General features: G+C 35.8%; 24 protein-coding genes and 2 tRNA genes. 8 read left to right on the top strand and 18 right to left on the bottom strand.

Going from position 1 to position 26,554, the window contains the following annotated elements; all coding sequences use genetic code 11:
- Positions 1–112 precede the first annotated feature (112 nt).
- Positions 113–1,252, top strand: a complete 1,140-nt coding sequence (gene folK / locus LPC21_RS01040; RefSeq protein ID WP_229317557.1) for a 2-amino-4-hydroxy-6-hydroxymethyldihydropteridine diphosphokinase — start codon at positions 113–115, stop codon at positions 1,250–1,252.
- Position 1,253: 1 nt separating this feature from the next.
- Here folK and LPC21_RS01035 read toward each other — a convergent pair whose 3' ends face one another.
- From LPC21_RS01035 to LPC21_RS01025, 3 genes are all read right to left on the bottom strand, one after another.
- The gene (locus LPC21_RS01035) at positions 1,254–4,463 is read right to left on the bottom strand and encodes a T9SS type B sorting domain-containing protein (RefSeq protein ID WP_229317555.1); all 3,210 of its coding nucleotides are present in this window, start codon (positions 4,461–4,463) and stop codon (positions 1,254–1,256) included.
- Between the two features lie 36 nt (positions 4,464–4,499).
- A complete protein-coding gene (locus LPC21_RS01030; RefSeq protein ID WP_229317548.1) occupies positions 4,500–5,036 on the bottom strand; it encodes an RNA methyltransferase in 537 nt (178 codons plus the stop codon).
- A 72-nt stretch (positions 5,037–5,108) separates the two neighbouring features.
- Entirely contained in the window at positions 5,109–5,537 is a 429-nt protein-coding gene (locus LPC21_RS01025; protein WP_229317546.1) for a DUF1573 domain-containing protein, read from the bottom strand.
- A gap of 158 nt (positions 5,538–5,695) precedes the next feature.
- On the opposite strand from LPC21_RS01025, the gene mutS reads away from it, so the two are divergent.
- The 4 genes from mutS to LPC21_RS01005 all read left to right on the top strand — a co-directional run bounded on the left by mutS (position 5,696) and on the right by LPC21_RS01005 (position 9,050).
- Positions 5,696–8,302 (top strand): DNA mismatch repair protein MutS, encoded by a 2,607-nt coding sequence (mutS, locus tag LPC21_RS01020; RefSeq protein WP_229317545.1) that lies wholly within the window; start codon positions 5,696–5,698, stop codon positions 8,300–8,302.
- Between the two features lie 145 nt (positions 8,303–8,447).
- Positions 8,448–8,523, top strand: a tRNA-Gly gene (locus tag LPC21_RS01015).
- Positions 8,524–8,535: 12 nt separating this feature from the next.
- Positions 8,536–8,621, top strand: a tRNA-Leu gene (locus tag LPC21_RS01010).
- A gap of 81 nt (positions 8,622–8,702) precedes the next feature.
- Entirely contained in the window at positions 8,703–9,050 is a 348-nt protein-coding gene (locus LPC21_RS01005) for a YegP family protein (protein ID WP_229317543.1), read from the top strand.
- 89 nt (positions 9,051–9,139) lie between these two features.
- On the opposite strand, the gene LPC21_RS01000 is transcribed toward LPC21_RS01005, so the two are convergent.
- Both LPC21_RS01000 and LPC21_RS00995 read right to left on the bottom strand, forming a co-directional pair.
- On the bottom strand, positions 9,140–9,322 hold the full coding sequence (locus tag LPC21_RS01000) for a hypothetical protein (protein ID WP_229317541.1): 183 nt from the start codon (positions 9,320–9,322) through the stop codon (positions 9,140–9,142).
- A 170-nt stretch (positions 9,323–9,492) separates the two neighbouring features.
- Positions 9,493–10,719: a 3-deoxy-D-manno-octulosonic acid transferase gene (locus tag LPC21_RS00995; protein ID WP_229317539.1), complete on the bottom strand. Its 1,227-nt coding sequence runs from the start codon at positions 10,717–10,719 to the stop codon at positions 9,493–9,495.
- A gap of 151 nt (positions 10,720–10,870) precedes the next feature.
- Between LPC21_RS00995 and LPC21_RS00990 the strand changes: the two genes are divergently transcribed.
- Together LPC21_RS00990 and galE are read left to right on the top strand one after the other, a co-directional pair.
- A complete protein-coding gene (locus LPC21_RS00990) occupies positions 10,871–12,004 on the top strand; it encodes a DegT/DnrJ/EryC1/StrS family aminotransferase (protein WP_229317537.1) in 1,134 nt (377 codons plus the stop codon).
- Positions 12,005–12,026: 22 nt separating this feature from the next.
- Positions 12,027–13,040, top strand: a complete 1,014-nt coding sequence (galE, locus tag LPC21_RS00985; RefSeq protein WP_229317536.1) for a UDP-glucose 4-epimerase GalE — start codon at positions 12,027–12,029, stop codon at positions 13,038–13,040.
- Here galE and LPC21_RS00980 read toward each other — a convergent pair.
- The 8 genes from LPC21_RS00980 to LPC21_RS00945 all read right to left on the bottom strand — a co-directional run bounded on the left by LPC21_RS00980 (position 13,037) and on the right by LPC21_RS00945 (position 20,550).
- Positions 13,037–13,708 carry a peptidoglycan DD-metalloendopeptidase family protein gene (locus LPC21_RS00980; RefSeq protein ID WP_229317535.1) on the bottom strand — a complete coding sequence of 224 codons (672 nt, stop codon included), beginning with the start codon at positions 13,706–13,708 and terminating at the stop codon, positions 13,037–13,039. The two genes, galE and LPC21_RS00980, sit on opposite strands and share 4 nt — an antisense overlap.
- A 78-nt stretch (positions 13,709–13,786) precedes the next feature.
- Positions 13,787–14,659, bottom strand: coding sequence for an ACP S-malonyltransferase (fabD, locus tag LPC21_RS00975; RefSeq protein WP_229317534.1), 873 nt, complete (start codon positions 14,657–14,659; stop codon positions 13,787–13,789).
- A 65-nt stretch (positions 14,660–14,724) separates the two neighbouring features.
- A complete protein-coding gene (locus LPC21_RS00970; protein WP_229317533.1) occupies positions 14,725–15,441 on the bottom strand; it encodes a pirin family protein in 717 nt (238 codons plus the stop codon).
- A gap of 14 nt (positions 15,442–15,455) precedes the next feature.
- On the bottom strand, positions 15,456–15,776 hold the full coding sequence (locus LPC21_RS00965; protein ID WP_229317532.1) for a DUF6370 family protein: 321 nt from the start codon (positions 15,774–15,776) through the stop codon (positions 15,456–15,458).
- Positions 15,777–15,787: 11 nt separating this feature from the next.
- Positions 15,788–17,653: a peptidase U32 family protein gene (locus LPC21_RS00960; protein ID WP_229317531.1), complete on the bottom strand. Its 1,866-nt coding sequence runs from the start codon at positions 17,651–17,653 to the stop codon at positions 15,788–15,790.
- A 117-nt stretch (positions 17,654–17,770) separates the two neighbouring features.
- Positions 17,771–18,124 (bottom strand): bleomycin resistance protein, encoded by a 354-nt coding sequence (locus LPC21_RS00955; protein ID WP_229317530.1) that lies wholly within the window; start codon positions 18,122–18,124, stop codon positions 17,771–17,773.
- A 78-nt stretch (positions 18,125–18,202) separates the two neighbouring features.
- A complete protein-coding gene (locus tag LPC21_RS00950; protein ID WP_229317528.1) occupies positions 18,203–19,390 on the bottom strand; it encodes a pyridoxal phosphate-dependent aminotransferase in 1,188 nt (395 codons plus the stop codon).
- Positions 19,391–19,452: 62 nt separating this feature from the next.
- Positions 19,453–20,550: a fatty acid desaturase family protein gene (locus tag LPC21_RS00945; RefSeq protein ID WP_229317527.1), complete on the bottom strand. Its 1,098-nt coding sequence runs from the start codon at positions 20,548–20,550 to the stop codon at positions 19,453–19,455.
- A 106-nt stretch (positions 20,551–20,656) separates the two neighbouring features.
- On the opposite strand from LPC21_RS00945, the gene rsmG reads away from it, so the two are divergent.
- Positions 20,657–21,286 carry a 16S rRNA (guanine(527)-N(7))-methyltransferase RsmG gene (rsmG, locus tag LPC21_RS00940; protein WP_229317525.1) on the top strand — a complete coding sequence of 210 codons (630 nt, stop codon included), beginning with the start codon at positions 20,657–20,659 and terminating at the stop codon, positions 21,284–21,286.
- 96 nt (positions 21,287–21,382) lie between these two features.
- On the opposite strand, the gene pruA is transcribed toward rsmG, so the two are convergent.
- The 5 genes from pruA to map all read right to left on the bottom strand — a co-directional run bounded on the left by pruA (position 21,383) and on the right by map (position 26,532).
- Entirely contained in the window at positions 21,383–23,008 is a 1,626-nt protein-coding gene (pruA, locus tag LPC21_RS00935) for an L-glutamate gamma-semialdehyde dehydrogenase (protein ID WP_229317523.1), read from the bottom strand.
- A gap of 173 nt (positions 23,009–23,181) precedes the next feature.
- Positions 23,182–23,568 (bottom strand): Co2+/Mg2+ efflux protein ApaG, encoded by a 387-nt coding sequence (apaG, locus tag LPC21_RS00930; protein WP_229317520.1) that lies wholly within the window; start codon positions 23,566–23,568, stop codon positions 23,182–23,184.
- 73 nt (positions 23,569–23,641) lie between these two features.
- On the bottom strand, positions 23,642–24,895 hold the full coding sequence (locus LPC21_RS00925; protein ID WP_476702593.1) for a type IX secretion system plug protein: 1,254 nt from the start codon (positions 24,893–24,895) through the stop codon (positions 23,642–23,644).
- Positions 24,896–24,943: 48 nt separating this feature from the next.
- Positions 24,944–25,714 carry a class I SAM-dependent methyltransferase gene (locus LPC21_RS00920; protein WP_229317514.1) on the bottom strand — a complete coding sequence of 257 codons (771 nt, stop codon included), beginning with the start codon at positions 25,712–25,714 and terminating at the stop codon, positions 24,944–24,946.
- Positions 25,714–26,532 carry a type I methionyl aminopeptidase gene (gene map / locus LPC21_RS00915; RefSeq protein WP_229317513.1) on the bottom strand — a complete coding sequence of 273 codons (819 nt, stop codon included), beginning with the start codon at positions 26,530–26,532 and terminating at the stop codon, positions 25,714–25,716. The genes LPC21_RS00920 and map overlap by 1 nt, the downstream gene beginning before the upstream one ends.
- Positions 26,533–26,554: the final 22 nt, after the last annotated feature.

Genomic DNA, 26,554 nt, shown 5'->3' with positions numbered 1-26,554 from the left:
GTATAAGTAGTTGTTGGGGTTAAAATGTTACACAATTGTATTTTTCAAATTGAAATTTAATTATTAACACTTCACACAAATATAGTATACTTTTAGTTAATTTGCAGCTGTTATGAAATCACAGCATCAAGTCGTTTTATCTATAGGAACTAATCAGGGGAATCGTTTGGAAAACATCGAAAGTTGTTTGCAATTGATTCATCATGAGGTCGCTACCGTGGTTAAAGTTTCAAAGGTGTATGAAACGCCCTCTTGGGGATTTGATAGTGAGGCTTTTTACAATATTGCTATTGTAGTGCATACTTTCGACTCGGCTGCCGAAATTTTGTCCAAAATTTTGGAAATTGAACAGCAGATGGGACGAGTGAGAGAAGATACTCTGGGCTATCAATCTCGAATTATTGATATTGATATTGTTGCTTTTGACAATGAAATAATATCGACTGAGCAACTTAAAGTTCCACATCCCTTGATGCAAGATAGAATCTTTGTTTTGAAACCGCTGTTGGATTTAAATTTAGAATGGATTCATCCTATACTCCAAAAAGATATACCCGAGTTATTGTCTGAAACTAAAGATACATCAGATTGTAAAGTGGTTCAAAGTCTAGAAAATCCATTGCGAAAAATCAGCTTGGAGCAGTTCAATTATGTTGCTTTTGAAGGGAATATAGGTGCTGGAAAAACTACTTTAGCAACAAAAATAGCCGAAGATTTTAATGCTAAATCTGTTTTGGAACGTTTTGCTGACAATCCTTTTTTGCCTAAATTTTACAAAGATCAAAACCGATATGCATTTCCATTAGAAATGTCTTTTTTGGCCGATCGGTACAAACAACTTTCGGATGATTTATCGCAATTTGATTTATTTAAAGACTTTGTTGTAGCCGATTATCATATTTTTAAATCCTTAATTTTTGCAAAAATTACCTTGGCGGATGATGAATACCGATTGTACAGTAATTTGTTTCATATCATTTACAAAGAAATGCCCAAGCCCGATTTGTATGTGTATTTGTACCAAAATTCGGAACGTTTATTGCAAAATATAAAAAAACGAGGCAGAAGCTACGAACAAGAAATTCCTGCCGAGTATTTAGATAAAATTAATACGGGTTATTTGGATTACATCAAATCACAAACGGATTTAAATGTCTTAATTATTGACGTATCAGATCGTGATTTTGTTAAAAACCATGCTGATTATCTGTATATTTTGAACGAAATTCAAAATAAGATTTCTTCAAAATAAACTATCTTTTTAAGGAAAAATGACCTCTTTTCTCCGGTGTATTTGCATCAAGTTTAAACACGAACCAATAATCTGAAGCAGGCAATGGTTGTCCGTTAAATATGCCATCCCAGCCTATACTGTTCGGTCTTAATTCTTTTAGTAATTTTCCGTATCTGTCAAAAATTCGTAATTCGGCAGTGGGATACGAAATCATTCCTTTAACAGTCCAGTAATCGTTATACCCATCATTATTTGGGGTAAAGAATTTTGGTATGCTTAGAACGGTAATTTCTTTAGAGACCAAACCACAACCGTTTTTATCGTTAATCAATACTTGATGAATTCCGCCTGGAACATTGGTAAAAAGATTTGAATCTTGCCAAATTCCGTTCAAGTAGTCCATGCTGTATTCATAATCGCCAGGTCCTGTTGTAGTAATGGTAACAGTATTTAAATCTACTAAATCTACAATGTCAATGGATGTAATAGTCGCCAAATTAGATGCTGTAACTTGTATAGTCCTGGTTGCGCTGCATCCAGATTGATTGGTCACTTCGACAGTATAGTTCCCTTCGGAATTTACGCCTAATGTTGGACTAGTTGCTATAGTATTACCTCCGTCTTTTATCCAATTATAATTATAATCGGAAAGTGTAGGATTATCTATAAAACCAGGTGATAAGGTTACAAAGAAGGCAGGTATATTGGAACAGATTAATTCGGTAGCACTTAATTCAATTTTAGGTATTGGATGAACTTTAAAAGGGATTATTATAGTTGCTGAACAATTGGTGTTTATTGGATTTTCCACAACTACGGTTACATTTTGTGTTGCTGATATGAATGGATTGGGAAGCGGACTTGGTAAAATAGTATTGTTTTGATCGTAATATGTAACAGTCATTCCAGTTTGTCCACCTAGAATAGTAGTTTGAAATGTCGAAGTGTCAAAAGCATATTTGCCATCTTGATTTGCAGGGTCAGCTTCGTCATCACAAACGGTTGTTAATGTTGATGGAATTGGTGTTGCTGTTGGAATTACATCTACATAAAAGGATATGGTTGTTTCTGCAAAACATTGTTGAGGAGAATTGTTAGTAACTATTGCCTTAATAGTTTGAGTGACGCTAGAAAAAGTTGCTGGAAATGGACTTGAAATCAGCACACCGTTTGCATCCTTTAGTGGATTGTTATTCTGATCCAAATAACGCACAAGAACATTGGTTTGACCGTTTAATAAATTGGCTTCAAGGGTTGAAGTATTAAAATTTACTATTCCACTGGAGTTACTATTACATGCTCTCAAATCATTTATTATATTGGCTTTTGGCAATGCTTCAACATTCAAACGAATGTAAGGCCCAACTCCAACACAAGAATTGGTAACAATATCAGTTTCTATTCGAACCCAAATATCTTGGGAGTTAGCATAACCAATATTTCTATAATGGGCAATGTCTGTTATAGCATTCAATTGTGATAAGGCGTCTGCTTGGTTTCTGTAATAGTTGATAGTATAGTTTTGGGATTGAGTTGGTAATTGAGCAAGGATTGCTGCCCTTGTTGTCGAAAAATCAAATGTAGCAATCCCGTCACTACTGTTGTTGCTAGTTGAATTGTTTCCGTTAGTATCTAAGAAATCATCACAAACTGTAAACGAAAAAGTTGAAGAGGGCTGAAAATTAGTCGTAGGAACCACCAGAGTAATTTGGGCAGGAGAACTACATCCAGTTACGGCATTATATACCCGAACTCCAATGGGCATTGAAGTAGGAGTGGTATTTGTAAATGCTAATGGATTTGCAATAATATCTGTCACAACATTATTATTTATTGCACCAGTCAATGAAGAATAATAAACAAAAGATTCATTACTATAATTCGCTGAAATTAAATCATTGTTCACAGTTAAATTAAAAGTGGTTTTTCCATCCGAAGTTGCATCGGTATCACATTGAGTGATGGAGGTGTTTTGTACAACAGGTAATGGGTTTATCGTAGCGGTAATTTGGGTTCTATCAGCAGCACAACCTGCACTTACGAAGTAATTGGTAGTACTTGTTAAATTGGGGGTAGTGAAATTATTTCCTGTTGTAATTGGGTTACCTCCTGTTGCAGTAGTATACCATTCGACAGTGCCATTTGTAGCAACTGCACTTAATGTTACATTTCCAGGACCACAATTGGAATTAGAATTTACAGCCGTTATTTTGCCAGCCATAGTCAAAGAGGTGCTGGCAGAAAACTGAAGAGCATCTACATCTCCTGGTACCATTCCTCCATATTCTACAATATAACCTTGAGGTTGGTAAGGACCACTAGCGGCTCCTGTATTGGGTAAATCATTCCAAGATCCAGGAATTCCAATGCCCGGAGCGGTGATATGAGCATAGTCCTCATTCCCTTGATTATTGGGTTCGTTTGGAGAATTCCAAAACGCAAAATTTGGGGTAGAACCGTTAGCTAAGCCATTCCAAAAAATAGTTCCTGTCCCTCCATTGGCTTGTCCCTCCGGTCCAGTGACCCATTTCCACACACCTTCAGTTCCTTCGTCTGTGCCCCCAATCCATCCTGTGCCAGGCGCCTGTTTACCTGCTAATTGGGCTTCATCTGCAGCAGTTAGAGTTGCCAAATACCCTTGTAGTCCATAAAATGTTTTGGTAGCCGCTGCTGCCTTTGCATTGGACCAAGTAATACCTAAACTTGGGAAGTATTCATAATAGTGACCATTTCTAGGTAAGTAATTAGCATTTCCATTACCTAATGTAATTGAAAAATTTCGTGTACCAGTAGGATTAGGATTGGAGTTATAATAAACAACATCTTTGATGGCTGCTTCAAAATCTGAGTAATTCACTTGAACACCTGATGTTGGACTTGAAAGTTTTAATTTTCCTTCCAAGGCATTCCATGAAGTTGTAAGAGTAGGATGTAATAAAGGGTTGGTTAATAATAATTGATCCTGCCCTATAACATATCCAGAGGAAATTTGAATGAAAACTGCTTCCGTAGTTAATTCTGTTGGGTCGTGTGTAATAGTTACGTTGGTAACTATTTTTGTTTGTGAAAGCGGACAATAATTTGAGTTACCAGTTGCAGAAATTGTTGGTGCTACCGGCGCAACATTTTTTATTAAAGACGGATCAATATTTTTAGGAATTGCAAATCCCAAATGGATTCCAAATACTATAAATAAAGCTAAGAAGGGAATTTTAAAGCTATTCTTCATGCTATAAATTTAGTACTTTCAACGGATTAAGCGAATTTATTTTGTGAAATGCATTTTTTGAAACAAATCCCAAACTACAATTCCAGCACTTACTGAGATGTTGAGTGAATGCTTTGTTCCTAGTTGGGGTATTTCGATCGCGCCATCGCAAATAGCAACTGCTTCTTGGGCTACACCAAAAACTTCGTTACCAAAAACTAATGCATATTTTTGATTATTTTGAACTTTAAAATTTTGAAGAAAAATAGCGCTTTCTACTTGTTCGATGGCAAAAGTTAGAATTTTTTCAGATTTAAGTTTAGTAATTACATCCAATACATTTTCTGCATGCTCCCAAGCTACTGTTTCTGTTGCGCCTAAAGCAGTTTTGTGAATTTCTTTGTTGGGTGGAATAGCCGTTATACCGCACAAGTATATTTTTTCAATTAAAAAGGCATCAGCTGTTCTAAACACAGATCCAATATTGTGTAAACTCCGAATATCGTCTAACACCAGTATTAATGGCGTCTTTTCTGATTTTTTAAAATCTTCAATCGATTTTCTATCCAGTTCGCTATTTTCTAATTTTCTCATTGTAGTTTAAGTCTATGCATAAAAAAAGCTTCCGTAAAAGTAGGAAGCTTTTGTATATATATTGAATTATAATTAGCTTTTAGCTGACGCAGCTACAACATTACCTTTAATTGTTAAAACCTTAGTAGGTTGCCCAGCTGCATTTGATGAAATGGTTACTGTCTTAGTAAATGGGCCTACACGGTTAGTGTCGTATTTTACTCCAATAACTCCTTTTGCACCTGGAGCTATAGGTTCTTTCGGGCTTGAAGGTACTGTACAACCACAAGAACCTTGCGCATTTGTGATTACTAGAGGAGCGTTCCCGTTGTTAGTAAATACAAATTCTCTTTTTCCATCTGCATTTTGAGAAATTGTCCCGTAATCAATCACTTCATTGGCAAAGACCATTCCTGCTCCAACTACTTTTGATGCTACCTGTTTTGCTTTTTTTGATGTTTCTTGTGCGTTTGCAGCTACTGTTCCAAGAACCAATAGGGCTACTACTAGTATTTTTTTCATGATTTCTTAAATTAAAAATTTGAACACAAATCTATATAAAAATTGGAAACTAAATCTTAAATTTTACTTAAAAACAGATAAAATTTTATATCTGTTCGTTATTCGCTATAAAATCTATAAATTCGCTCTCTTATTTGAATTTGATTAAAACATTTGATTTGGCAGCAAAAGAAAAAGTAGCAAAGGAAACTCCGTTAATGAAACAATATAACGAAATCAAGGCAAAATACCCTGATGCTTGTTTGCTGTTTCGTGTAGGAGATTTTTATGAAACTTTTGGCGAAGATGCTGTAAGGGCTTCTAAAATTCTCGGAATTGTATTGACCAAAAGAGGAGCGGGTTCTGAAACCGAAACTGCTTTAGCGGGTTTTCCACACCATTCGTTAAATACGTATTTACCTAAATTAGTTAAAGCGGGTTTGCGTGTAGCAATTTGCGATCAATTGGAAGATCCAAAAATGACTAAAACTATTGTGAAACGTGGTGTTACCGAGTTGGTTACGCCGGGTGTTTCTATGAACGATGAGGTTTTACAGTCTAAAGTCAATAATTTTTTGGCTTCCATTTATTTTTCTAATAAGTCAATTGGAGTTTCTTTTCTAGATGTTTCTACAGGTGAGTTTTTGACTGCACAAGGGAACGCAGAGTACATTGATAAATTACTACAGAATTTTAGCCCAAGTGAAGTTTTGGTGCCTAAGAATAATAAAAATGATTTCAAAGCCGCTTTTGGAGAGGATTATCATAGTTTTTATCTAGAAGATTGGTTGTACAAAGAAGATTACGCATTTGAAACTTTAACCAAACATTTCCAAACCGTTTCATTGAAAGGCTTTGGAATTGAAGAGTTAAAGGAAGGAATTATAGCTTCGGGAGCTATTTTGTATTATTTATCCGAAACACAGCATAACAAAGTTCAACATATAACTTCTATTCAAAGGATTGCTGAGGATGCTTATGTTTGGATGGACCGATTTACCATTCGAAACCTTGAATTATACCATAGCTATAATCCAAATGCGGTTACTTTACTTGATGTTATCGATAGAACCCTTTCGCCAATGGGTGGGCGGTTATTAAAACGCTGGTTGGCTTTGCCATTGAAAGATGCAACTAAGATTCAAAGTCGCCATCAAGTTGTGGCCTATTTGAAAGAAAATCAAGAAATTTTAAAAAGCATTCAGTCACAAATTAAACAAATTTCAGATTTGGAACGTTTGATTTCGAAAATTGCAGCTGGAAAAGTTTCGCCTCGGGAGGTGGTTTATTTAAAAGAATCCTTGGATGCTATACTTCCAATTAAAGCCTTGGCTTTGCAAAGTCCACAGGAAGCCGTAAAGGTAATTGGAGATCATTTGCATAGTTGCGATTTATTACGTGAAAAAATAAAAACCACACTGAATCAAGAAGCGCCAGTGGCTATTGCTAAAGGAAGTGCTATTGCTACAGGTGTGAATACCGAATTAGATGAATTACGTGCTATTTCGACTTCAGGAAAGGAGTTTCTGGAAGGAATTGAAAGAAGGGAATCGGAGCGAACTGGAATTTCGTCATTGAAAATTTCATTCAATAATGTTTTTGGATATTATATCGAAGTACGAAATACACACAAAGATAAAGTACCGGAAGAATGGATTCGCAAACAAACTTTGGTTAATGCGGAGCGTTATATTACCGAAGAATTAAAGGAATACGAAACCAAGATTCTAGGAGCCGAAGAAAAAATACACAAAATTGAATCGGAATTGTTTGAACAATTGGTGCAATGGATTAGTACCTACATCAAACCGGTTCAAATGAATGCGAATTTAATCGCGCAATTGGATTGTTTATGTTCGTTTACACAATTGGCAATTGAGAATAAATATGTTTGCCCAGAAATTGACGATAGTTTCGAATTGGAAATAAAAGAAGGAAGACACCCCGTGATTGAGAAACAATTACCGGTTGGAACACCGTACATTTCTAATGATGTGTTCTTGGATAGAGAATCACAACAATTGATAATGATTACGGGACCTAATATGTCTGGAAAATCAGCTATTTTACGTCAAACGGCTTTAATTGTACTCTTGGCTCAAATGGGAAGTTTTGTTCCGGCAGAGAGCGTTAGAATGGGAATTGTAGATAAAATTTTCACAAGAGTTGGCGCAAGCGATAATATTTCAATGGGCGAATCGACCTTCATGGTCGAAATGAACGAAACCGCTTCCATTTTGAATAATATTTCGGATAGAAGTTTAGTGCTTTTGGACGAAATCGGAAGGGGAACAAGTACCTACGATGGAATTTCGATTGCTTGGGCCATCGCTGAGTTTCTACACGAGCATCCAGCACAACCCAAAACACTTTTTGCGACACATTATCACGAATTAAATGAAATGAGTGAATCGCTGCCAAGAATTCAAAATTATAATGTAGCGGTCAAAGAATTGAAAGACACAGTTCTTTTTGTTCGAAAGTTGGTAAAAGGAGGCAGTGCGCATAGTTTTGGAATTCATGTGGCTAAAATGGCCGGAATGCCTCAGATTGTAATTTTGAAAGCACAAAAGTTATTGAAGAAATTAGAAAAGAACCATTCGAATGATGCGCTTAATGGAATAAAAGAAGCGAAGGACGAAATGCAAATGAGTTTTTTCAATTTAGACGACCCTCTTTTAGAAGAAATAAAAGACGAAATTCTGAATTTAGATATCAATACGATTACGCCAATGGAGGCTTTGATGAAGCTGAATGAAATAAAAAGAATGCTGACTAAAAAATAGTTTTCATTTAAAGTTTACGTTATCAGAAGATTAAGCTTATGTGGCTATTTTTTTGTAGAAAAGGCTTGTGTAATTGAATTAATGTATTAAATTTGCATCCGCAATACAGAACAAGTATCGCGATTCTTTCTTAAGAATTGAAAATGCGAAAATAGCTCAGTTGGTAGAGCGCGACCTTGCCAAGGTCGAGGTCGCGGGTTCGAGCCCCGTTTTTCGCTCCAAAACCATACAATGCTCGGATGGTGAAATTGGTAGACACGCTGGACTTAAAATCCAGTGAACAGCAATGTTCGTGCGGGTTCAAGTCCCGCTCTGAGTACTAAAGCCTCTTCAATTGAAGAGGCTTTTTTTGTTTTTTGTACAATGATTAAATTGACACCGGTTTTGGCCGGATAGCTATATGGGAACTTTTGTAATTACAAAACGATTTAACGACGAATATAAATTTGTATTTGCTTCACGAAAAGGGAAGACGATATTTACAAGTTTGAGTTACGAACTTAAATTCGAAGGGGAAGAAGCAATAGAAAAGTTCAAATTGAATACAAGCCAGGCTACGTTCTTAAAATTTAAGTCAACGAAAGGGAAATACTATTTTAAGGTATTGTTAGATGGAGAGCACTTTGCAACAAGTAGAAAGTATACTACAGAACTTCGATTAGAAAAAGGAATTGCTGAAATTGTAAAATATGCCTCAATTTCAGAAGTATTGGACTTTTCGTCAAATGATGTTATTTTCACGGATTAATCAAAAATACTTAGAAAACGAATTATCCTAAATAAAAAAAAGCCGTTACACTAAGTGTACGGCTTATTTTTTTTCTGTGTAGTAATTAATTACTTTGCAGCAGCAGCAGTATCAACAGCAGCAGTATCAACAGCAGCAGTATCAACAGCAGCAGTGTCAACAGCAACAGCAGTAGTATCTACAGCTACTTCTTCAGCAGGAGCTTCAGCTTTTTTACAAGATACAACAGTTAAAACAGCAACAACAGCTAAACTTAAAAATACTTTTTTCATCTTAATTTATTATAAAAGGTTAATTATTAATTCGTGGCAAAGATATAAAATTTTTAATATGTAAAATATTTTTTCATTTTTTTTTTAAATAATATTCGACAATTTCTCCTCTTTTTGTTCAAAAAGGCCAAATATTTGTAAATGCTCCCATTTTTCAACAAAAAAAGACACTATATTTTTTTCATAATTCTGGCTACTGCGCCTGCGTTGTTTTGGACAAAATTTGTGCTGATGGAACCTTTACATTTTCTGGATTCACTATCCACTATTAATTCATTCAAAATAGCGTTTAGTTGTTCTGAATTTTTGATAGAAATACAACCTCCTAAACGAACCAAATCTATTGCTTCGGCAAAATGCGAATAATTGGGACCAATCACTATTGGGATTCCAAAAGTAGCCGGTTCCAAGATGTTATGTACTCCGGGATGACCAAATCCACCTCCTACATAGGCAATATCGGCATAACTGTAAATTTTAGTTAAGATTCCGATAGTGTCAATGATAAAAACATCATAATTAGCCATGTCTTTATTTTCTTTTTCTGAAAACAAAAGTGTTTTTTTGGTACAATTGGATTTAAAATATTGTATTTGTTCCGGTTTTATGTTATGTGGCGCAATAATAAATTTGCAATCTTGTGTACTAGAATTAATATAATCCAGCAATAATTCTTCATCTTTAGGCCAAGAACTTCCAATAACGATGGTTGTTTTATTGGCTTTAAATCGCCCTATATAATCCAAACTATTGTTTTTTTCTACAATAGATGCGACTCTGTCAAAACGAGTGTCTCCAGAAATAGTTGCGTTCTGTATTCCTAAGCGTTGAAGAAGCTGTAATGAACTTTCGTTTTGGACAAAGAAATGGGTAAATGATTCTAGCGCTTTTCTGTAAAATCCGCCATACCATCTAAAGAAAGCTTGTTTTTCTCTAAAAATTCCTGAAATCAAATAGGTTGGAATATTTCGCTTTTTTAATTCGCTCAAATAATTCGGCCAAAATTCATATTTTATGAAAAAAGCCATTTCTGGATGGACCAATTCAATGAACTTTTTTGCATTGTTTATGGTATCTAGAGGTAAATAAACGGTTACGTCTGCAACGGTATTGTTTTTTCTAACTTCATACCCTGAAGGCGAAAAAAAGCTTACAATAATTTTGTGAGTGGGATATTTCTCTTTTATTTTTTCAATCACAGGTAAACCCTGTTCGTATTCACCTAGAGAAGCGGCATGAAACCAAATCGTTTTGTCTTCGGTTTTGATTTTGGCTTTTAAGGTAGGGAATACACCTTCTCTTCCTGATACAAATAGTTTGATTTTTGGCACAAAGACAGCGACGATCTGTAACAATAGTCCAGCAATAGCAACAATTATACTGTAAATAAAATGCATACCCCAAATTTTGGTGCTAAAATACAGTTTCTTTATTTTATTTTGATTGGTTAGCACTCATTAAATACCTATTTTTGTTTTTCGTTTTTCAAATGGATTCACTTTAAATGGAATTTTAATTATAAATCTTCCCATCTTAAACAAAAAGTAAATGAAAAAAATTCAAATGGTTGACTTAAAAGGTCAATACGATGCGATAAAAGATACTGTAAATACTTCAATTCAAGAAGTTTTAGATACCAATGCCTATATCAACGGACCGCAGGTTCATGCATTCCAAAAATCATTAGAAGATTATTTAGGAGTGAAACACGTGATTCCTTGTGCCAATGGTACCGATGCGTTGCAAATTGCGATGATGGGATTGGGATTGCAACCCGGAGATGAAGTAATAACGGCTGATTTTACCTTTGCTGCAACTGTTGAAGTAATAGCTTTGCTACAATTAACTCCTGTTTTGGTTGATGTAGATATGTACAATATGAACATCAATATTGATAAAATCAGGAAAGCTATTACGCCAAAAACAAAAGCCATTGTACCAGTGCATTTGTTTGGACGCGCGGCCAATATGGAAGCAATTATGGCTTTGGCCAAAGAACATAACTTATATGTAATAGAGGATAATGCGCAAGCGATTGGAGCCAATTGTAAGTTTTCGGATGGAACGAAAAAGAAAGCTGGAACGATAGGTCATGTGGGTGCAACTTCTTTTTTTCCTTCTAAAAATTTAGGATGTTACGGCGATGGTGGTGCTATTTTTACCAATGATGATACTTTAGCGCACACGCTTCGTGGGATTGTGAATCACGGAATGTACGAAAGATACCACCATGATGTTGTGGGTGTAAATTCTAGATTGGATAGTATTCAAGCTGCGGTTTTGAATGCCAAATTGCCCTTGTTAGATCAATACAGTAAAGCAAGACAAAATGCGGCTAGAAAATACACAGCTGCGTTGGAAGGTCATAAAAACATTATCGCGCCTAGTATTTGTGAAATTTGTGATTGTCACGTTTTTCATCAATATACCTTACGAATTATTGATGCAGATCGAAATGGATTGATGCAACACTTACTGGACAAAGGAATTCCTTGTGCAATTTACTACCCTATTCCATTGCACAGTCAAAAAGCCTATGCCGATGCCCGTTACAAAGAAGAAGACTTTCCGGTAACCAATCAATTAGTGAAAGAGGTCATTTCGTTACCTATGCATACCGAATTGGATGATGAACAAATTCAATTCATTACGCAAAGTATTCTGGAATTTTTAAACAAATAGTAAATTCAATACGCAAAAGCAAATGAAAATATTGGTAACTGGAGGTTTCGGTTTTATTGGTTCGCACACCGTTGTCGAACTACAAAATGAGGGTTTCGAAGTAATTGTAGTAGATAATTTATCCAATACTTCATTATCTGTTTTGGATGGTATTCAAAATATCACTGGTATAGTTCCCGCTTTTGAGCAATTGGATTTGCGTGACAAACAGAAGGTAAGTGATTTTTTTAATCGCCATACCGATATTGAAGGAGTGATTCATTTTGCGGCTTCCAAAGCAGTAGGAGAGAGTGTTGGAAATCCATTGTTGTATTATGAAAACAACATCAATGTATTGGTGTATATTTTGCAAGAATTGGAAAAAAAAGCTACTGCTAATTTAATATTTAGTTCCTCTTGTACCGTTTATGGTCAAGCCGAAACGATGCCCATTACCGAAGATTCGTCAGTTCAAACGGCCATGTCACCCTATGGTAATACCAAACAAATTGGTGAAGAAATCATAACTGATGCTGCAAAAGCTACCCATATTAACGCCATTTTATTGCGTTATTTTAATCCAATAGGTTCGCATCCTTCTGCTGAAATTGGAGAGTTGCCTTTGGGTGTTCCGCAAAATTTAGTTCCGTTTATTACCCAAACTGGAATTGGTTTGCGTCAAGAATTATCAGTGTATGGAAATGATTATCCAACCCCAGATGGCACAGCTGTTCGCGATTACATTCATGTAGTAGATTTGGCGAAAGCCCATGTGATTGCCATGCAACGTTTGTTGAACAAAAAGAATGTAGCCAAAGTAGAAACCTTTAATTTAGGGACTGGTAAAGGAAGTTCTGTTTTAGAGGTTATACATTCTTTTGAAAAAGTAAGCGGACAAAAATTGCCTTATAAAATTGTGGCGCGTAGAGAAGGTGATATCACCGAGGCCTATGCCAATACTCATAAAGCCAATACTATTTTGGGTTGGAAAGCCGAATCAACTCTTGAGGAAGCCATGGCGAGTGCCTGGAAATGGGAACAAAAAATTAGAAGCTAATTTATTTTTAATAGTACATTCGGGTTAGGGCAATTAGTACTGTAATGATTCAATGTAGTTGAACTACAAACTCCTGGATAATCACCTTGTTTGTATTCCATATCAATGATTATTTGAAAGTGCAAATGCGGTGCATAATCACCATTGATGGGAGGTAAGCCTAAATTGGCAAATTGCTCGCCTTGTGCAATACGATCTCCAACATGCTTTCCTTTCAAACTCTCTTCGCTTAAATGACCGTACAGCGTATGAAAAACAACACCTTCTAATTCGTGCTCAATAATAATCGTTGGACCATAATCGCCTAAAGCGGTATTGTTTTGCAAACTGTGAATCGTTCCACCTAATGCAGCATGAACCGAAGCCGATTCATTAATCCATAAATCTAGTCCAATATGAATGTTGCGTTCTTCGGTATTTTCAGCTTTAAAAACACTACTTCTTTGGTATAAATTGCGAATTTCTTGGTAGCCCCCAAAAGCTATTTTCCCATTATTGGCCTCCAAATGATTTTGAATAAAAACACCATACTCTTCAGCTGTTGCTAGATTGTGAATTCTTGTATTTGAAATGGATAAATCCAACGGAACGTATTCAGAATACGGAATATGGGGCGCTATCACTTTTGAGGCTTCGCAACCACTTAGTAGTTCGATTATTGTTTTCATATTTTTTTTGTATTTCCAAAAATAAAAAAATCCTCATAAATGTAATCTATGAGGATTTGTTACTTTGTTATCTGCTATTTAGGCATTAGCTGTGACAGCTTCTTTGTCAATTTTTCCTATTAGACCGGCTAACACTTTTCCTGGTCCTACTTCAGTAAAACTAGTGGCACCATCTGCAATCATTTGTTGCACTGATTGGGTCCATTTTACAGGAGCCGTCAACTGAATAATCAGGTTTTTCTTTATTTCAGATGGATCCGATACTGCATTGGCAGTTACATTTTGATAAACAGGGCATATTGGAGTTGAGAAAGTAGTTGCTTCAATAGCTGCTGCTAATTCTTCTCTTGCAGGCTCCATCATAGGCGAATGGAAAGCACCGCCGACTGGTAAAATTAATGCGCGTTTTGCACCTGCTTCTTTCATTTTTTCACAAGCCAATTCCACCGCTTTGTATTCGCCAGAAATTACTAATTGTCCAGGACAGTTGTAATTAGCAGCTACCACCACGCCATCAATTGAAGCGCAAATAGCCTCTACAATTGTATCTTCTAAATTTAAAACGGCTGCCATAGTTGAAGGGGTAATTTCGCAGGCTTTTTGCATGGCTAAAGCTCTTTGTGAAACTAATTTCAATCCGTCTTCAAAAGACAAAGCACCATTAGCAACTAATGCAGAAAATTCTCCTAAAGAGTGTCCCGCCACCATTTCTGGTTTAAAATCGGCTAAGGTTTTAGCTAAAATAACCGAGTGTAAAAAAACCGCAGGTTGTGTCACTTTGGTTTCTTTTAACTCTTCGGCCGTTCCTTCAAACATAATGTCCGTAATACGGAATCCTAAAACAGTATTCGCTTGTTCGAAAAGTTCTTTGGCTAAAGGTGAATTTTCATATAGTTCTTTGCCCATTCCGGTAAATTGTGCTCCTTGTCCAGGAAATACATATGCTTTCATAAAATATTGTTCAAGTTGGATGATTCAAGTTTTGAATTTGAACCACAAAAATACTATTTTTTGGATTATTGTTCCATTGGAATTTCGATTATTAAAAAACGAGAATTCGTATTGGCTTTGATTTCAATTTCATTGGTTTCCCAAATTCCAATAGCATCTCTTTTCTCCAGTTTTTCTCCATTTACTTCAATTTCACCTTCAATGTTCATGATGTAAAATCCGTTGCCTTGTTTTTGTAATGCTAATTTTTTAGAAAAATTAGCTTCGAAATCACTCAAATAAAACCAAGCATCTTGGTGAATCCAAACACCTTCGTCTTCTGGATTTGGAGATAAAATTTGAGCAAAACTGTTTTTCTGTTGGGCAACATCAAGTGTGATTTGTTGGTAGCGAGGCTCCACATTTCGGTACTTTGGAAACAACCAAATTTGAAATAGTTTGGTTTGCAAATCAGCGTTTGGATTGAACTCACTATGCTGAATTCCAGTTCCGGCACTCATTACTTGAACGTCCCCCGTTTTTATAGTCGACGAATTACCCATGCTGTCTTTGTGTGCCAAATCACCTTCTAACGGAATCGTGATGATTTCCATATTGTCGTGTGGATGTGTACCAAAACCCATTCCAGCGGCAACAGTGTCATCATTTAAAACACGTAACATTCCAAATTGGATGCGTTCTGGATTGTACCAACTAGCAAAACTAAAACTGTGGTAGGCGTTCAACCAACCATGATCGGCATGACCTCTAGAACTCGCTTTATGTAAAACTGTATTTGCCATATTTTTTTGTATAATTAAGGTTGTTTTGGGACTAATTGAAAGTAAGTTACAACAAATTTGTTGTCTTTGATTGTTCCTATAACTGATGCTTTGCGAATGCTAGCGCAAAATCCATCTTTGGCATGTGCATCACCATGAGCATCTATATTGGTTCCTTCTACGAAGTAGGATTTGCCATCAATACGAACAGCTAAATCGCAACTTTTGCCTTCCATTCCAAATTGGCATTGCCCACAAGAAGCTTCCACAATTTGAATTTTTGAGTTGTCTTTTTTGGTTTGTGCCAAAATTATGGTACTACTCAAAAGGATAAAAAAAGTTAGTATTTTTTTCATGTTTTTATGATTTAATCTTCGTCTTCAATTTCAAATTCGGCATCCTTTTCCCAAATTTCCATTTCGCAAGGTTTACAGTTGAATTTGAGTTTGTATTCCAATTCCCCTTGTTTTAAAACCAAAGGTTCTTTGACTTTTTTATCGCGATGTTCCGGATGGTATTTTGGACAACGCTCTAACTCGTATTTGATGCAATATTTGGTCGTCATTACACGAGATTTTCCCGGATCCCATTGCAATTCAAAAGCTTTTTCAATTTCAGTAACGCCATGACGCTCGTAGAATTTTCGCGCCATTTTATTGGCAACATTGTACGTAAAATCCAATTGATCTACCGGAAATGGATGATCCGTTTTTACGATTTGGTATTCCTCTCGATGGTAATTAGCCAAACGGATTTGGGTCAATTGATCGTAAACTGTGCGGCGCATTTCATTAATTTTTGAAATAGGTAAAAACCAATTGTCTGAAAACTGAATCGTAATTTCGTCAGCGGTATAAGGTGTAAATCCTGTTTTCGCTAACTGCATTTTGATATTATCTTCAATAGATAAATTGTTTTTAGTGGGCTCTTTGGCGTGTTCCAAATGAACGGTACTTTCATAACCATCTTCATCAGTAGCCGTTAATTGAAAACCAGTTTCGTTTTCGGTTAAAACCAAAGTGGTGCTAATCTTTCTAACGGCGCTGTCTTCACGCTCCACGATTTTAATGAAAGCCGCATCATTGTTACGATAGATAAAAGTTCCGTCTTTGATTTCTTTTAAAACATTCGGGTAAATAATACCGTTTTCGGCTTTGTTTACATAAATTCCATCGGCTTCGTTGTTTTCGTTAATGAAACACAAACCATCACCATTGTTCAGTAAATGACCATTTTCAATTTCGTACGAATTGCCAATTGTTTTAATTAGTTTTCCAATGTATTGTCCTTTGGATTTTGGACTTTCCCAAGAACCGATGGATTGGTGTCTTTCGTTGACAAAATAATCGGTATAGCCTCTATTGAATGTTCGGTTCAATTCAGAATCGAAAGTGAAGGTGCATTTACCAGAGGAAGCTTTCGTATAATTGGGGTTTTGTTCCAAGAAGGAATCTATTTTTTTTCTAAGAAACGAAACATTATTTTTGACATAAACCATGTCTTTCAAACGACCTTCGATTTTAAATGAAACGATTCCCGCTTCGATTAAATTTGGAATTTGATCGGTTACATCAAAATCTTTGATGGAAAGTAAATGGCTATTTTTGATCAAGGTTTCTCCGTGACCGTCAATTAAATTATAAGGTAAACGGCAGTTTTGTGCACAGGAACCGCGATTGGCCGAACGCTCGCCATTGGCTACACTCATATAACAATTTCCGCTAAAAGCCACGCACAACGCACCAGTAACAAAGAATTCCAATTCAACATCGGTAGCTTCGCTAATTTCTTTAATTTGGTGTAAGTTCAACTCACGGGCCAAAACCACACGTTTGATTCCTGCATCGGCAAGGAATTTAATATTTTTTGGATCACGGTTATTGGCTTGCGTACTAGCATGCAACACAATGGGCGGCAACTCCATTTCCATAATGGCCATGTCCTGAATAATTAACGCATCAACCCCAATATGGTACAATTCCCATATCATTTGGCGACACGTTTCGAGTTCGTTATCGTATAGAATGGTGTTGATTACTACAAAAACTTGAGCGTGGTACAAATGAGCATATTGCACTAATGCTGCCACATCTTCCATAGAATTATGGGCATTAGATCGAGCGCCAAATTGTGGAGCTCCAATATAAACAGCATCAGCACCACTGTTGATAGCTGCCATACCGTGTAACAAGTCTTTGGCAGGCGCTAGTATTTCGATTTTTTTTTTCGTCATATAGGGTATTTCTTTTTGGGAAATGAGTTTGCAAAGTTCTTATAAATAATTGGGATTTTTTGGAAAAAGTTGGAAAGATTGTTGTAGTAGTTTACCAATTCTTTTACTCAATAGGTTTTATATACTTTCTCCAAAAGTCAATAAATTATGATCTGGATCAAGAAGGGAAAATTCTTTTTGTCCCCAAGGTTTTGTTTGTAAATATCCAGCGGGGTGAATGCTTACGTTTTTTTGGATATAATGGTCAAATACAGTTTCTATTTTTTCGGTTCGAATATATACTTGTCCATAATTTTCTAAAGGATTTAGGTTTTGAAATTCAAAAAAATGCAATTGAATTTGGTCTTTTTGTAGCATTAAATAGCCTTCAAAATCAGCACCAAATACCTCAAAACCCAATTGATTGCAATAGAAATCTTTCGTGATCAGTTTGTTGCGCATCGGTAGTTTTGGGTGGGTGTGAGTGAGCATTTTAGTTGATTTTGTTATTGTAAAAATAGGAAAAAGCCCCAAGTTTCCTTGAGGCTTTTAGTTTTATTCTATACTAATTTAAGAAACGGCTTCTTTGATTCGGCGTAAAGCCTCTTTCAAAATATCGTCGCTAGTAGCATAAGAAAAACGAATACAATTTGGATTTCCAAATGCATCTCCCGTTACTGTAGCTACATTGGCTTCAGCCAAAAGATACATTGAGAAATCGTTAGCGTCTTTAATTTCGGTTCCTCTTAAGGTTTTTCCAAAGAAAGAAGAAACGTCTGGAAATACATAAAACGCTCCTTCTGGAACATTAATTTTCATTCCTGGAATTTCTTTGATTAATCCTACTACCAAATCTCTTCGGCTATGGAAAGCATCCACCATATGTTTCAAAACAGATGGGTCAGCATCTACTGCAGTAATGGTTGCACGTTGTGCTACTGAGTTTGCACCACTAGTTACTTGACCTTGAATTTTAGTACAGGCTTTAGCAATGAATTCTGGTGCGCCAATGTATCCAATTCGGTATCCTGTCATAGCAAAAGCTTTGGCAACTCCATTTACAGTAATCGTTTTTTCTAACATTCCTGGAATTGAAGCAATACTGCAAAAAGTTCCCGAGAAGTTGATGTGCTCGTAGATTTCATCAGCTACTACATATACATTAGGGTGTTTTTCTAACACTTTAGCAATCGCAGTTAATTCTTCACGGTTGTATACAGAACCACTTGGATTACATGGTGAGCTGAACCAAATCATTTTAGTTTTTGGTGTAATTGCTGCTTCTAATTGTTCTGGGGTGATTTTGAAATCAGTTTCTACGGATGTTGGTACTTCAACCGGTACACCTCCTGATAGTTTAACAATTTCGAAATAAGAAACCCAATAAGGAGCTGGTAAAATTACTTCGTCTCCGTCATTTAACATGACTTGCGCAATATTGTATAAAGATTGTTTTGCTCCTGTAGAAACAACAATTTGAGAGGGTTTGTAATCCAAATCATTGTCTCTTTTGAATTTTCTACAGATCGCTTCTTTTAATTCAGCATATCCATCAACTGGAGAGTAGGTACTGTAATTTTCGTCAATTGCTTTTTTAGCTGCTTCTTTAATAAAGTCAGGCGTATTGAAATCGGGTTCACCTAAGCTTAAACTGATGATGTCTTTTCCTTGTGCTTTTAATTCTCTGGCCAAAGCAGCCATGGCTAATGTTTGTGATGTAGCTAAGTTGTTAATTCTGTCTGAAAGTGGATTGCTCATTTTCTATAGTGTTGAAATGGTCTAATTCGCAGTTTCGAATTAGGTATAGTTAGTATTCGTTTTTATGCGCTTAATTCGGGTTTCATTCCTAAATTTTTCAAATGGGTGAAATGCGATAGAATGGCTTCTCGAGTAGTTTTAAACTCATGGTAAGGAAGATTACATTCTTTGGCGGTTTGTTTAACAAACTCGGCAATTTTATCGTAATGCACGTGAGAGATATTTGGAAAAATATGGTGTTCAATTTGGTGATTCAAACCACCAGTATAATAATTGACCAACCAATTTTTTGGAGCAAAATTAGCCGTAGTGTATAATTGATGAATTGCCCAAGTGTTTTCAATTTCGCCTTCTTCATTTGGAATTGGATTAACTGTTTCGTCAACAACGTGAGCCAATTGGAAAACAACACTTAAAATTAACCCAGCCGTATAGTGCATTACTAAAAAGCCTAAAATTACTTTCCACCAAGTGATGCCTAATACCATTGGTATTACTAGCCAAATAGAGAAATAAATAATTTTAGTAACGATTAAAGTAGTCCAACGGATGACTGGTTTTTTGAATTCTCCATACGACAAATTGCGTTTTAGGTAGCGTTTCATTTGCAGAAAATCGGTAGTGATCGACCAATTGAAAGTCAATAGACCATATAGAAAAACGGAGTAATAATGTTGAAATTTATGGTAGCTATACCATTTCGCAGTTTTAGAAAAACGCAAGATACGTCCCGCTTCTAAATCTTCATCATGTCCTAAAATGTTGGTATAGGTATGGTGCAATACATTGTGCTGCACTTGCCAGTTGTACACATTGCCAGCTAAGATGTAAATACTTCCTCCCATGAACTTGTTGACCCAAGATTTGTTAGAATAAGCACCATGATTTCCATCATGCATTACATTCATTCCAACGCCGGCCATTCCTACTCCAATGATTAAGTTCAACAGTAAATAGGTCCAAAAAGGCATATCCATCGCCAATAAGAAGAAATAGGGAGTCAAGAAAATGGAGAACATGACAATCGTTTTAAGATGTAGTTTCCAGTTTCCAGTTTTATCGAGATTGTTTTCTTTGAAATAATTATTGACCCGCGAGTTTAAGGTTCTAAAAAATTTTAGATCGTCTTGCTTAGCAAATGTTGGAGCGGTATTTTTCATAATCTTGAATAATAAGCTACAAAGATAATTATTATAAATTTTTGTAGTACAAAAATGAGCTACTATTTCCAATCTAAAAATAGTACTTTTGTTAAAAATTTTTAAAATGGAAGCAATTCTGAAGCATTTTCCTTATTTAACTGATCTTCAAAAAGAACAATTTCAACAGTTAGATTCATTATACCACGAATGGAATGAAAAAATTAACGTCATTTCCCGAAAAGACATTGATGCATTGTACACGAAGCACGTTTTACATTCTTTAGGAATTGCTAAAATTCAGTCTTTTGAACCCGGAACATTTATTTTAGATGTTGGAACTGGAGGCGGATTTCCAGGAATACCTTTGGCAATACTTTTTCCAGAAACACGTTTTTATTTGATTGACGTTATTGCCAAAAAAATAAAAGTAGTTCAGGCAGTTGCGGATGCTTTGGGATTAAAAAATGTGAAAGCAGAGCAAATTCGTGCCGAAAATGTGAAAGGTGATTTTGACTTCATCGTAAGTCGTGCAGTAACCAATATGCCTGATTTTGTTTCTTGGGTAAAAACCAAAATTAAAAAACAACACAAGCACGAATTGAAAAATGGAATTCTATATCTTAAAGGAGGTGACTTGACCGAAGAATTAAAAGACTTTCCTAAAGCAACTTTATACGACTTAGCTGATTTTTTTGAAGACGAATTTTTCGAGACGAAGAAAGTAGTGCATCTGCCATTGAAATTTAATCCATAAGTCATGGCAAGGAAATAAGCAATCTCAATTATTAATTAAAAACCCACAAACTGAAATTCAATTTGTGGGTTTTTTATATCGGCTATATAAATTAATCTATCCTAAAAACGGATATCTGTAATCTTCAGGAGCTACCAAAGTTTCTTTGATAGTTCTTGGCGAAGCCCAACGTAATAAATTCAATGCAGATCCCGCTTTGTCATTCGTACCCGAAGCTCTAGCACCACCAAATGGTTGTTGTCCTACCACTGCGCCGGTTGGTTTGTCGTTGATATAGAAGTTTCCAGCGGCATTTTGAAGAGCTACAGTTGCTTCTTCAATCGCATAACGATCGGTACTGAAAACAGCACCTGTCAAAGCATATTCGGATGTAGTATCCACTAATTTTAGGGTTTCAGACCACTGTTCATCTTCATAAACATAAATGGTAATTACCGGTCCGAACAATTCGGTTTCCATGGTGGTGTATTTTGGATTGGTAGTTACAATAACCGTTGGTTCAATAAAATACCCTTTGGATTTATCGTAATTTCCACCTACAATGATTTCTGCATCGGCATCTTTCTTAGCTTGGTCAATATAACTTGCTAATTTATCGAAAGATCCTTCGTGAATTACTGCTGTAATGAAATTAGAAAAGTCTTCTGGAGATCCCATTTTCATTGATTTTACATCTGTAATTACTTGGTCTTTTACTGCAGGCCATAAACTTTTAGGAATATAAGCTCTAGAGGCAGCAGAACACTTTTGTCCTTGGAACTCAAAAGCACCACGAACAATTCCGGTAGCTACTTGTTTCACATTCGCCGAAGGATGAGCAATGATAAAATCTTTTCCTCCTGTTTCTCCTACAATTCTTGGATAGGTTTTATAATGGTGAATGTTGGTTCCGATTTTAGCCCAAATATCTTTAAATACATGAGTTGATCCTGTGAAGTGAACTCCTGCAAAATCACGACTAGCTAATACGGTATCGGTTACCATTAATGCATCCCCAAAAACCACATTGATTACGCCATCAGGCAAACCTGCTTCTTTGAAAATATCGATGATAATTTTAGCAGAGAAAACTTGACTGTCACTTGGTTTCCAAACTACAACATTTCCCATCATGGCAGCACTGGCAGGTAAATTAGCGGCAATGGCTGTAAAGTTAAAAGGAGTAATAGCGTAGATGAATCCTTCAAGCGGTCTGTATTCTAAACGATTCCAAACAGATGAGTCTGAAGTAGGTTGGTCACTATAAATTTGAGACATGAACTCTACATTGAAACGCAAAAAGTCAATCAATTCACAAGACGCATCAATTTCTGCTTGATGAATCGTTTTTGATTGTGCAATCATAGTAGCAGCATTGATTCTCGCTCTGTAGGGTCCGGCAATTAATTCGGCAGCTTTTAAGAAAATAGCGGCACGTTGTTCCCAAGCCATATTAGCCCATGCTTTTCTGGATTCCAAGGCATTAGCAATCGCTTTTTCAACATGTGATTTTTCGGCCAAATGATAGGTTCCCACAATGTGTTGGTGATCGTGTGGCGCCGACATGGTTCTGGTATTTCCAGTTCTGATTTCTTCGCTTCCAATGTATAACGGAACGTCAATAGTGGTGTTCCACATTTTTTTGTAAGCCTCTAAAACCGCTGCCTTTTCAGGTGAATTGGGCGCATATCCTTTAACGGGTTCGTTAACTGCTTTGGGTACTTTAAAAAATCCTTTTAACATAGTTATAGTATTAAATAAACTGTTGGTATAACAGATTTGAATTAGAAAATTAAGGATTTAATTAATTCTTAAACTTGCGAATAATTTAATCTATAACAAAAGTACAAAGGATAATTCAATAAAAAAGATATTGGGGAGGAATAAATTAAAATTTATTCAATGAAATGATGAAGTTAATTAAGAGCAAATGGTGCGCTTAATCGAAAAGAAGGAACAATAACTTTAAAATTTTTTGTTGTAGTAAAGTTAATCATATTGAAGTGGCCTTTCATTGCGCCGTGTGGAGAAGATAACAAACATCCAGAGCTGTAGGTATAAAATTCCCCAGGTTTTAAAACTGGTTTTTTTCCAATTACGCCTTCGCCATCTACAATTTCTAATTCATTTAAAGAATCAAATATTTCCCAATGACGAGTAACTAATTGTACAGAATCTTTACTGTGGTTTTCGATTTTGATTTGGTAACTAAAGGCAAAGTGTATGCGATAGTTCTTGAAGTAAGTGCCTTCAAAACTAGTCAAAACTGAAATTTTAATACCTCTTGTTATTTGAGAAACCATAGTGAATTTGAATTCTTCCCTTCAAAATTACGAAAAAATGATTCCGTTTTTACAAATCCTTCTAAAATGTTCGTTAATTGATAATATTCAATGATGAGGCGGTGCCTTTTCCTATAATTCGAGTATACCGATCGGTATCTTCTTTGTAATACACTAAAACGGTATATTCATTTTCTGTTTGAAAAAAATTACCGTCAATAGCATTTTCTGAATCAATACTTCCATTAGGTTTAACGGCCAAATATTCAAAATTGGTAAATCCTTGTTTGATTAAAATTGCTTTTTCGTAAATCGCTTTCTCAGGATTGTACTCCATTTTATTTTCAGTGGTGAGTGCATAATTATTAAACATTCCAGTTACATAAATTGCACCATCCGAACTTCTAAATAGGGGTGCCGAAAGACTGAAATACACCCAAGCATAATCGGCTTCTACATCATTATTTTCAGCAAATAAACGACGTATTACAAAGTTGCCATTTACATCTTGGTTGTTGTAGTAATTGGAATTGGCACGTGCTTCATTGGTAAACAAATAACTGCTATAAATGTCTTTTTGACTATCAACTCTTGAGATAGTGTTACTTGCTACTCGAATTTCTTTATTATCAAAGTATAGAAATTCATTGCCAGCCCAAAATTGTGTTGGGGTGTCGTATTTGTATACTAAATCATTGCCAATTGTAAATTGCGGCTTAATATTACTTATAGCATTGTTGAATTTTCCGTTTTGGAGCAAGACGGTTTTTATGTTTTTTAATGGATTTTGAAAATTAATCACATTCGATTTGATGGTGAATTCCAGATTATGTTTGGAATCCAAATTAGTAACTGTTCGTGCTCTTTTAATTTGAATGGGTACCGTTGCCAAATCTTCAAACACGATAAATTTTCTAGAAAAAATAACTTCTTTATCTTCATTTAAAATTTTTAGCATATAATTTCCACTGATTTTTAATTGTGTTGTACTGTTCGGAAAAGACAAGCGATAGTGAGTGTAAATTTGCAAACAATTAAAGGAGCTTGAAGACTCTTGGACTCTCTGGTTGTCAAATCCCTGAAGGTAGTCTTGTTTTTGTATTTCTGAAGGTTTCCAGTCGTAATCACAATGAACAATTTCGTAAAAATAGGATGCATCAGTCCCATACAAATCGTCAAATTGCAGTTCAAAGGCATCGCCTAATTGAAAAATAGGCACTACATTTTGTTTGTTCTGTACAAAAGAAACGGTTTTGATGTTGTAAGGAGGGACTATTTCATTTTCTACTTGGGCTGTAGCCAAAGTAAAATAAAACAGGGCCATTGTTTGAAACAAGCTGCGAAGCATAATTGATTGAATTACGAATCGTAAATATAAACAATTAGTTGCTTTAGACTATTTAAAACAAACAGGGATAATTTCGCCTGGCGCCAAACAATATTTGGTCACAAGTTCGGGGCTAATTTTTTTGGTGTAATCTTCTTCAACTACAGTAAATCCAATAGCTCGTAGTTTGTCAAAATAATCACGCCCATAGACTCTAACATGATCGTATTGTCCAAAAATGGCAGCGCGTTCTTTTTCGTCAGTAATTGAATCGTCAGAAAAAGTGGTAGCTCGATTTAAATCTTGTGGAATTTGAAGAATAGCCATCCCGCCTGGTTTTAAAACACGATACAATTCTTTCATGGCTTTAGTGTCATCAGGAATGTGTTCTAAAACATGGTTGCAAAATAGCAGATCGTATTGATTGTCTTCAAATGGTAGGTTGCAAATGTCTGCTTTTACGTCAGCCAAAGGAGAGAGTAAATCAGTTGTTGTGTATTGGATGTTTTTTTGCTTTTTGAAACGTTTGTAAAATTCTTGCTCAGGGGCAAAATGCAATACCTTTTTTATCTCTTTGGCGGTAAAAAAATCCGTTTCATTTTGTAAATACAACCACAATAAACGATGTCTTTCTAAAGAAAGTGTGCTAGGTGAAAGTACGTTGTTTCTTTGGGTGCCATATCCATACGGTAAAAACATTCGGAAACTTTTTCCGTCAATTGGATCCGTAAATGTATTTCCTTTTAGTAGGAATGCTAAAATAGGTCGCGCTACAATACTCAATCGAATTAAGATGGGACGGGGGATAGTATTGAGAATGAATTTGAAAATTTTTTTCATTAGATATGTAATGGATTTTGTCTGAATTCATCTTCCTCGTTACTCACTATTCCTAAAGCGTCATAGATATATTTGAAAGTCGAAAGTAATTCTGGTTTTCCGTCAACTAATGCAACATCGTGTTCAAAATGGGCTGATGGTTTATTATCTGCTGTAGTAATAGTCCAGCCGTCTTTGTGTTGTTTGATATTTTTAGTTCCTAAATTGATCATTGGTTCGATAGCTACGACCATTCCTTCGATAAATAATTTACCACGACCTTTTTTACCATAGTTAGGCATTTCTGGTGCTTCGTGCATTTTTTGACCTAAACCGTGACCTACGAGCTCACGAACAACACCATATCCATGGGCTTCGGTATATTTCTGAATGGCATTACCCACATCTTCAACGCGATTTCCTGCTTTGAATTCACGGATTCCAACGTATAAAGATTCTTTGGTAATTTGCAATAATTTTTTGGTTTCAGGAGCTACATCTCCTATTTCGAAAGTATAAGCATGATCACCGTGAAATCCGTTTTTGAAGGCACCACAATCTACAGAGATAATATCCCCATTTTGTAATGGTGTATTGTTTGGAATACCATGAACCACCTGAGTATTTGGACTCATACATAGTGTATTCGGAAAGCCATATAAGCCTAAGAAACTTGGTGTAGCGCCATGATCACGAATGAATGCTTCGGCAAGTTTATCTAGATGTAATGTAGTGACTCCTTCTTTGATTTCTGAAGCAATCATACCTAAAGTTTTGGATACGATTAAAGCACTTTCGCGCATTAATTCTATTTCTTCACGTGATTTTACTATAATCATATTTATAAAAATAAGATTGCAA

This window comes from Flavobacterium ammoniigenes (assembly GCF_020886055.1).
GTDB lineage: Bacteria > Bacteroidota > Bacteroidia > Flavobacteriales > Flavobacteriaceae > Flavobacterium > Flavobacterium ammoniigenes.
Note: the sequence above shows the minus strand (reverse complement) of the source record. Positions and strands in the feature narration are given on the sequence as shown.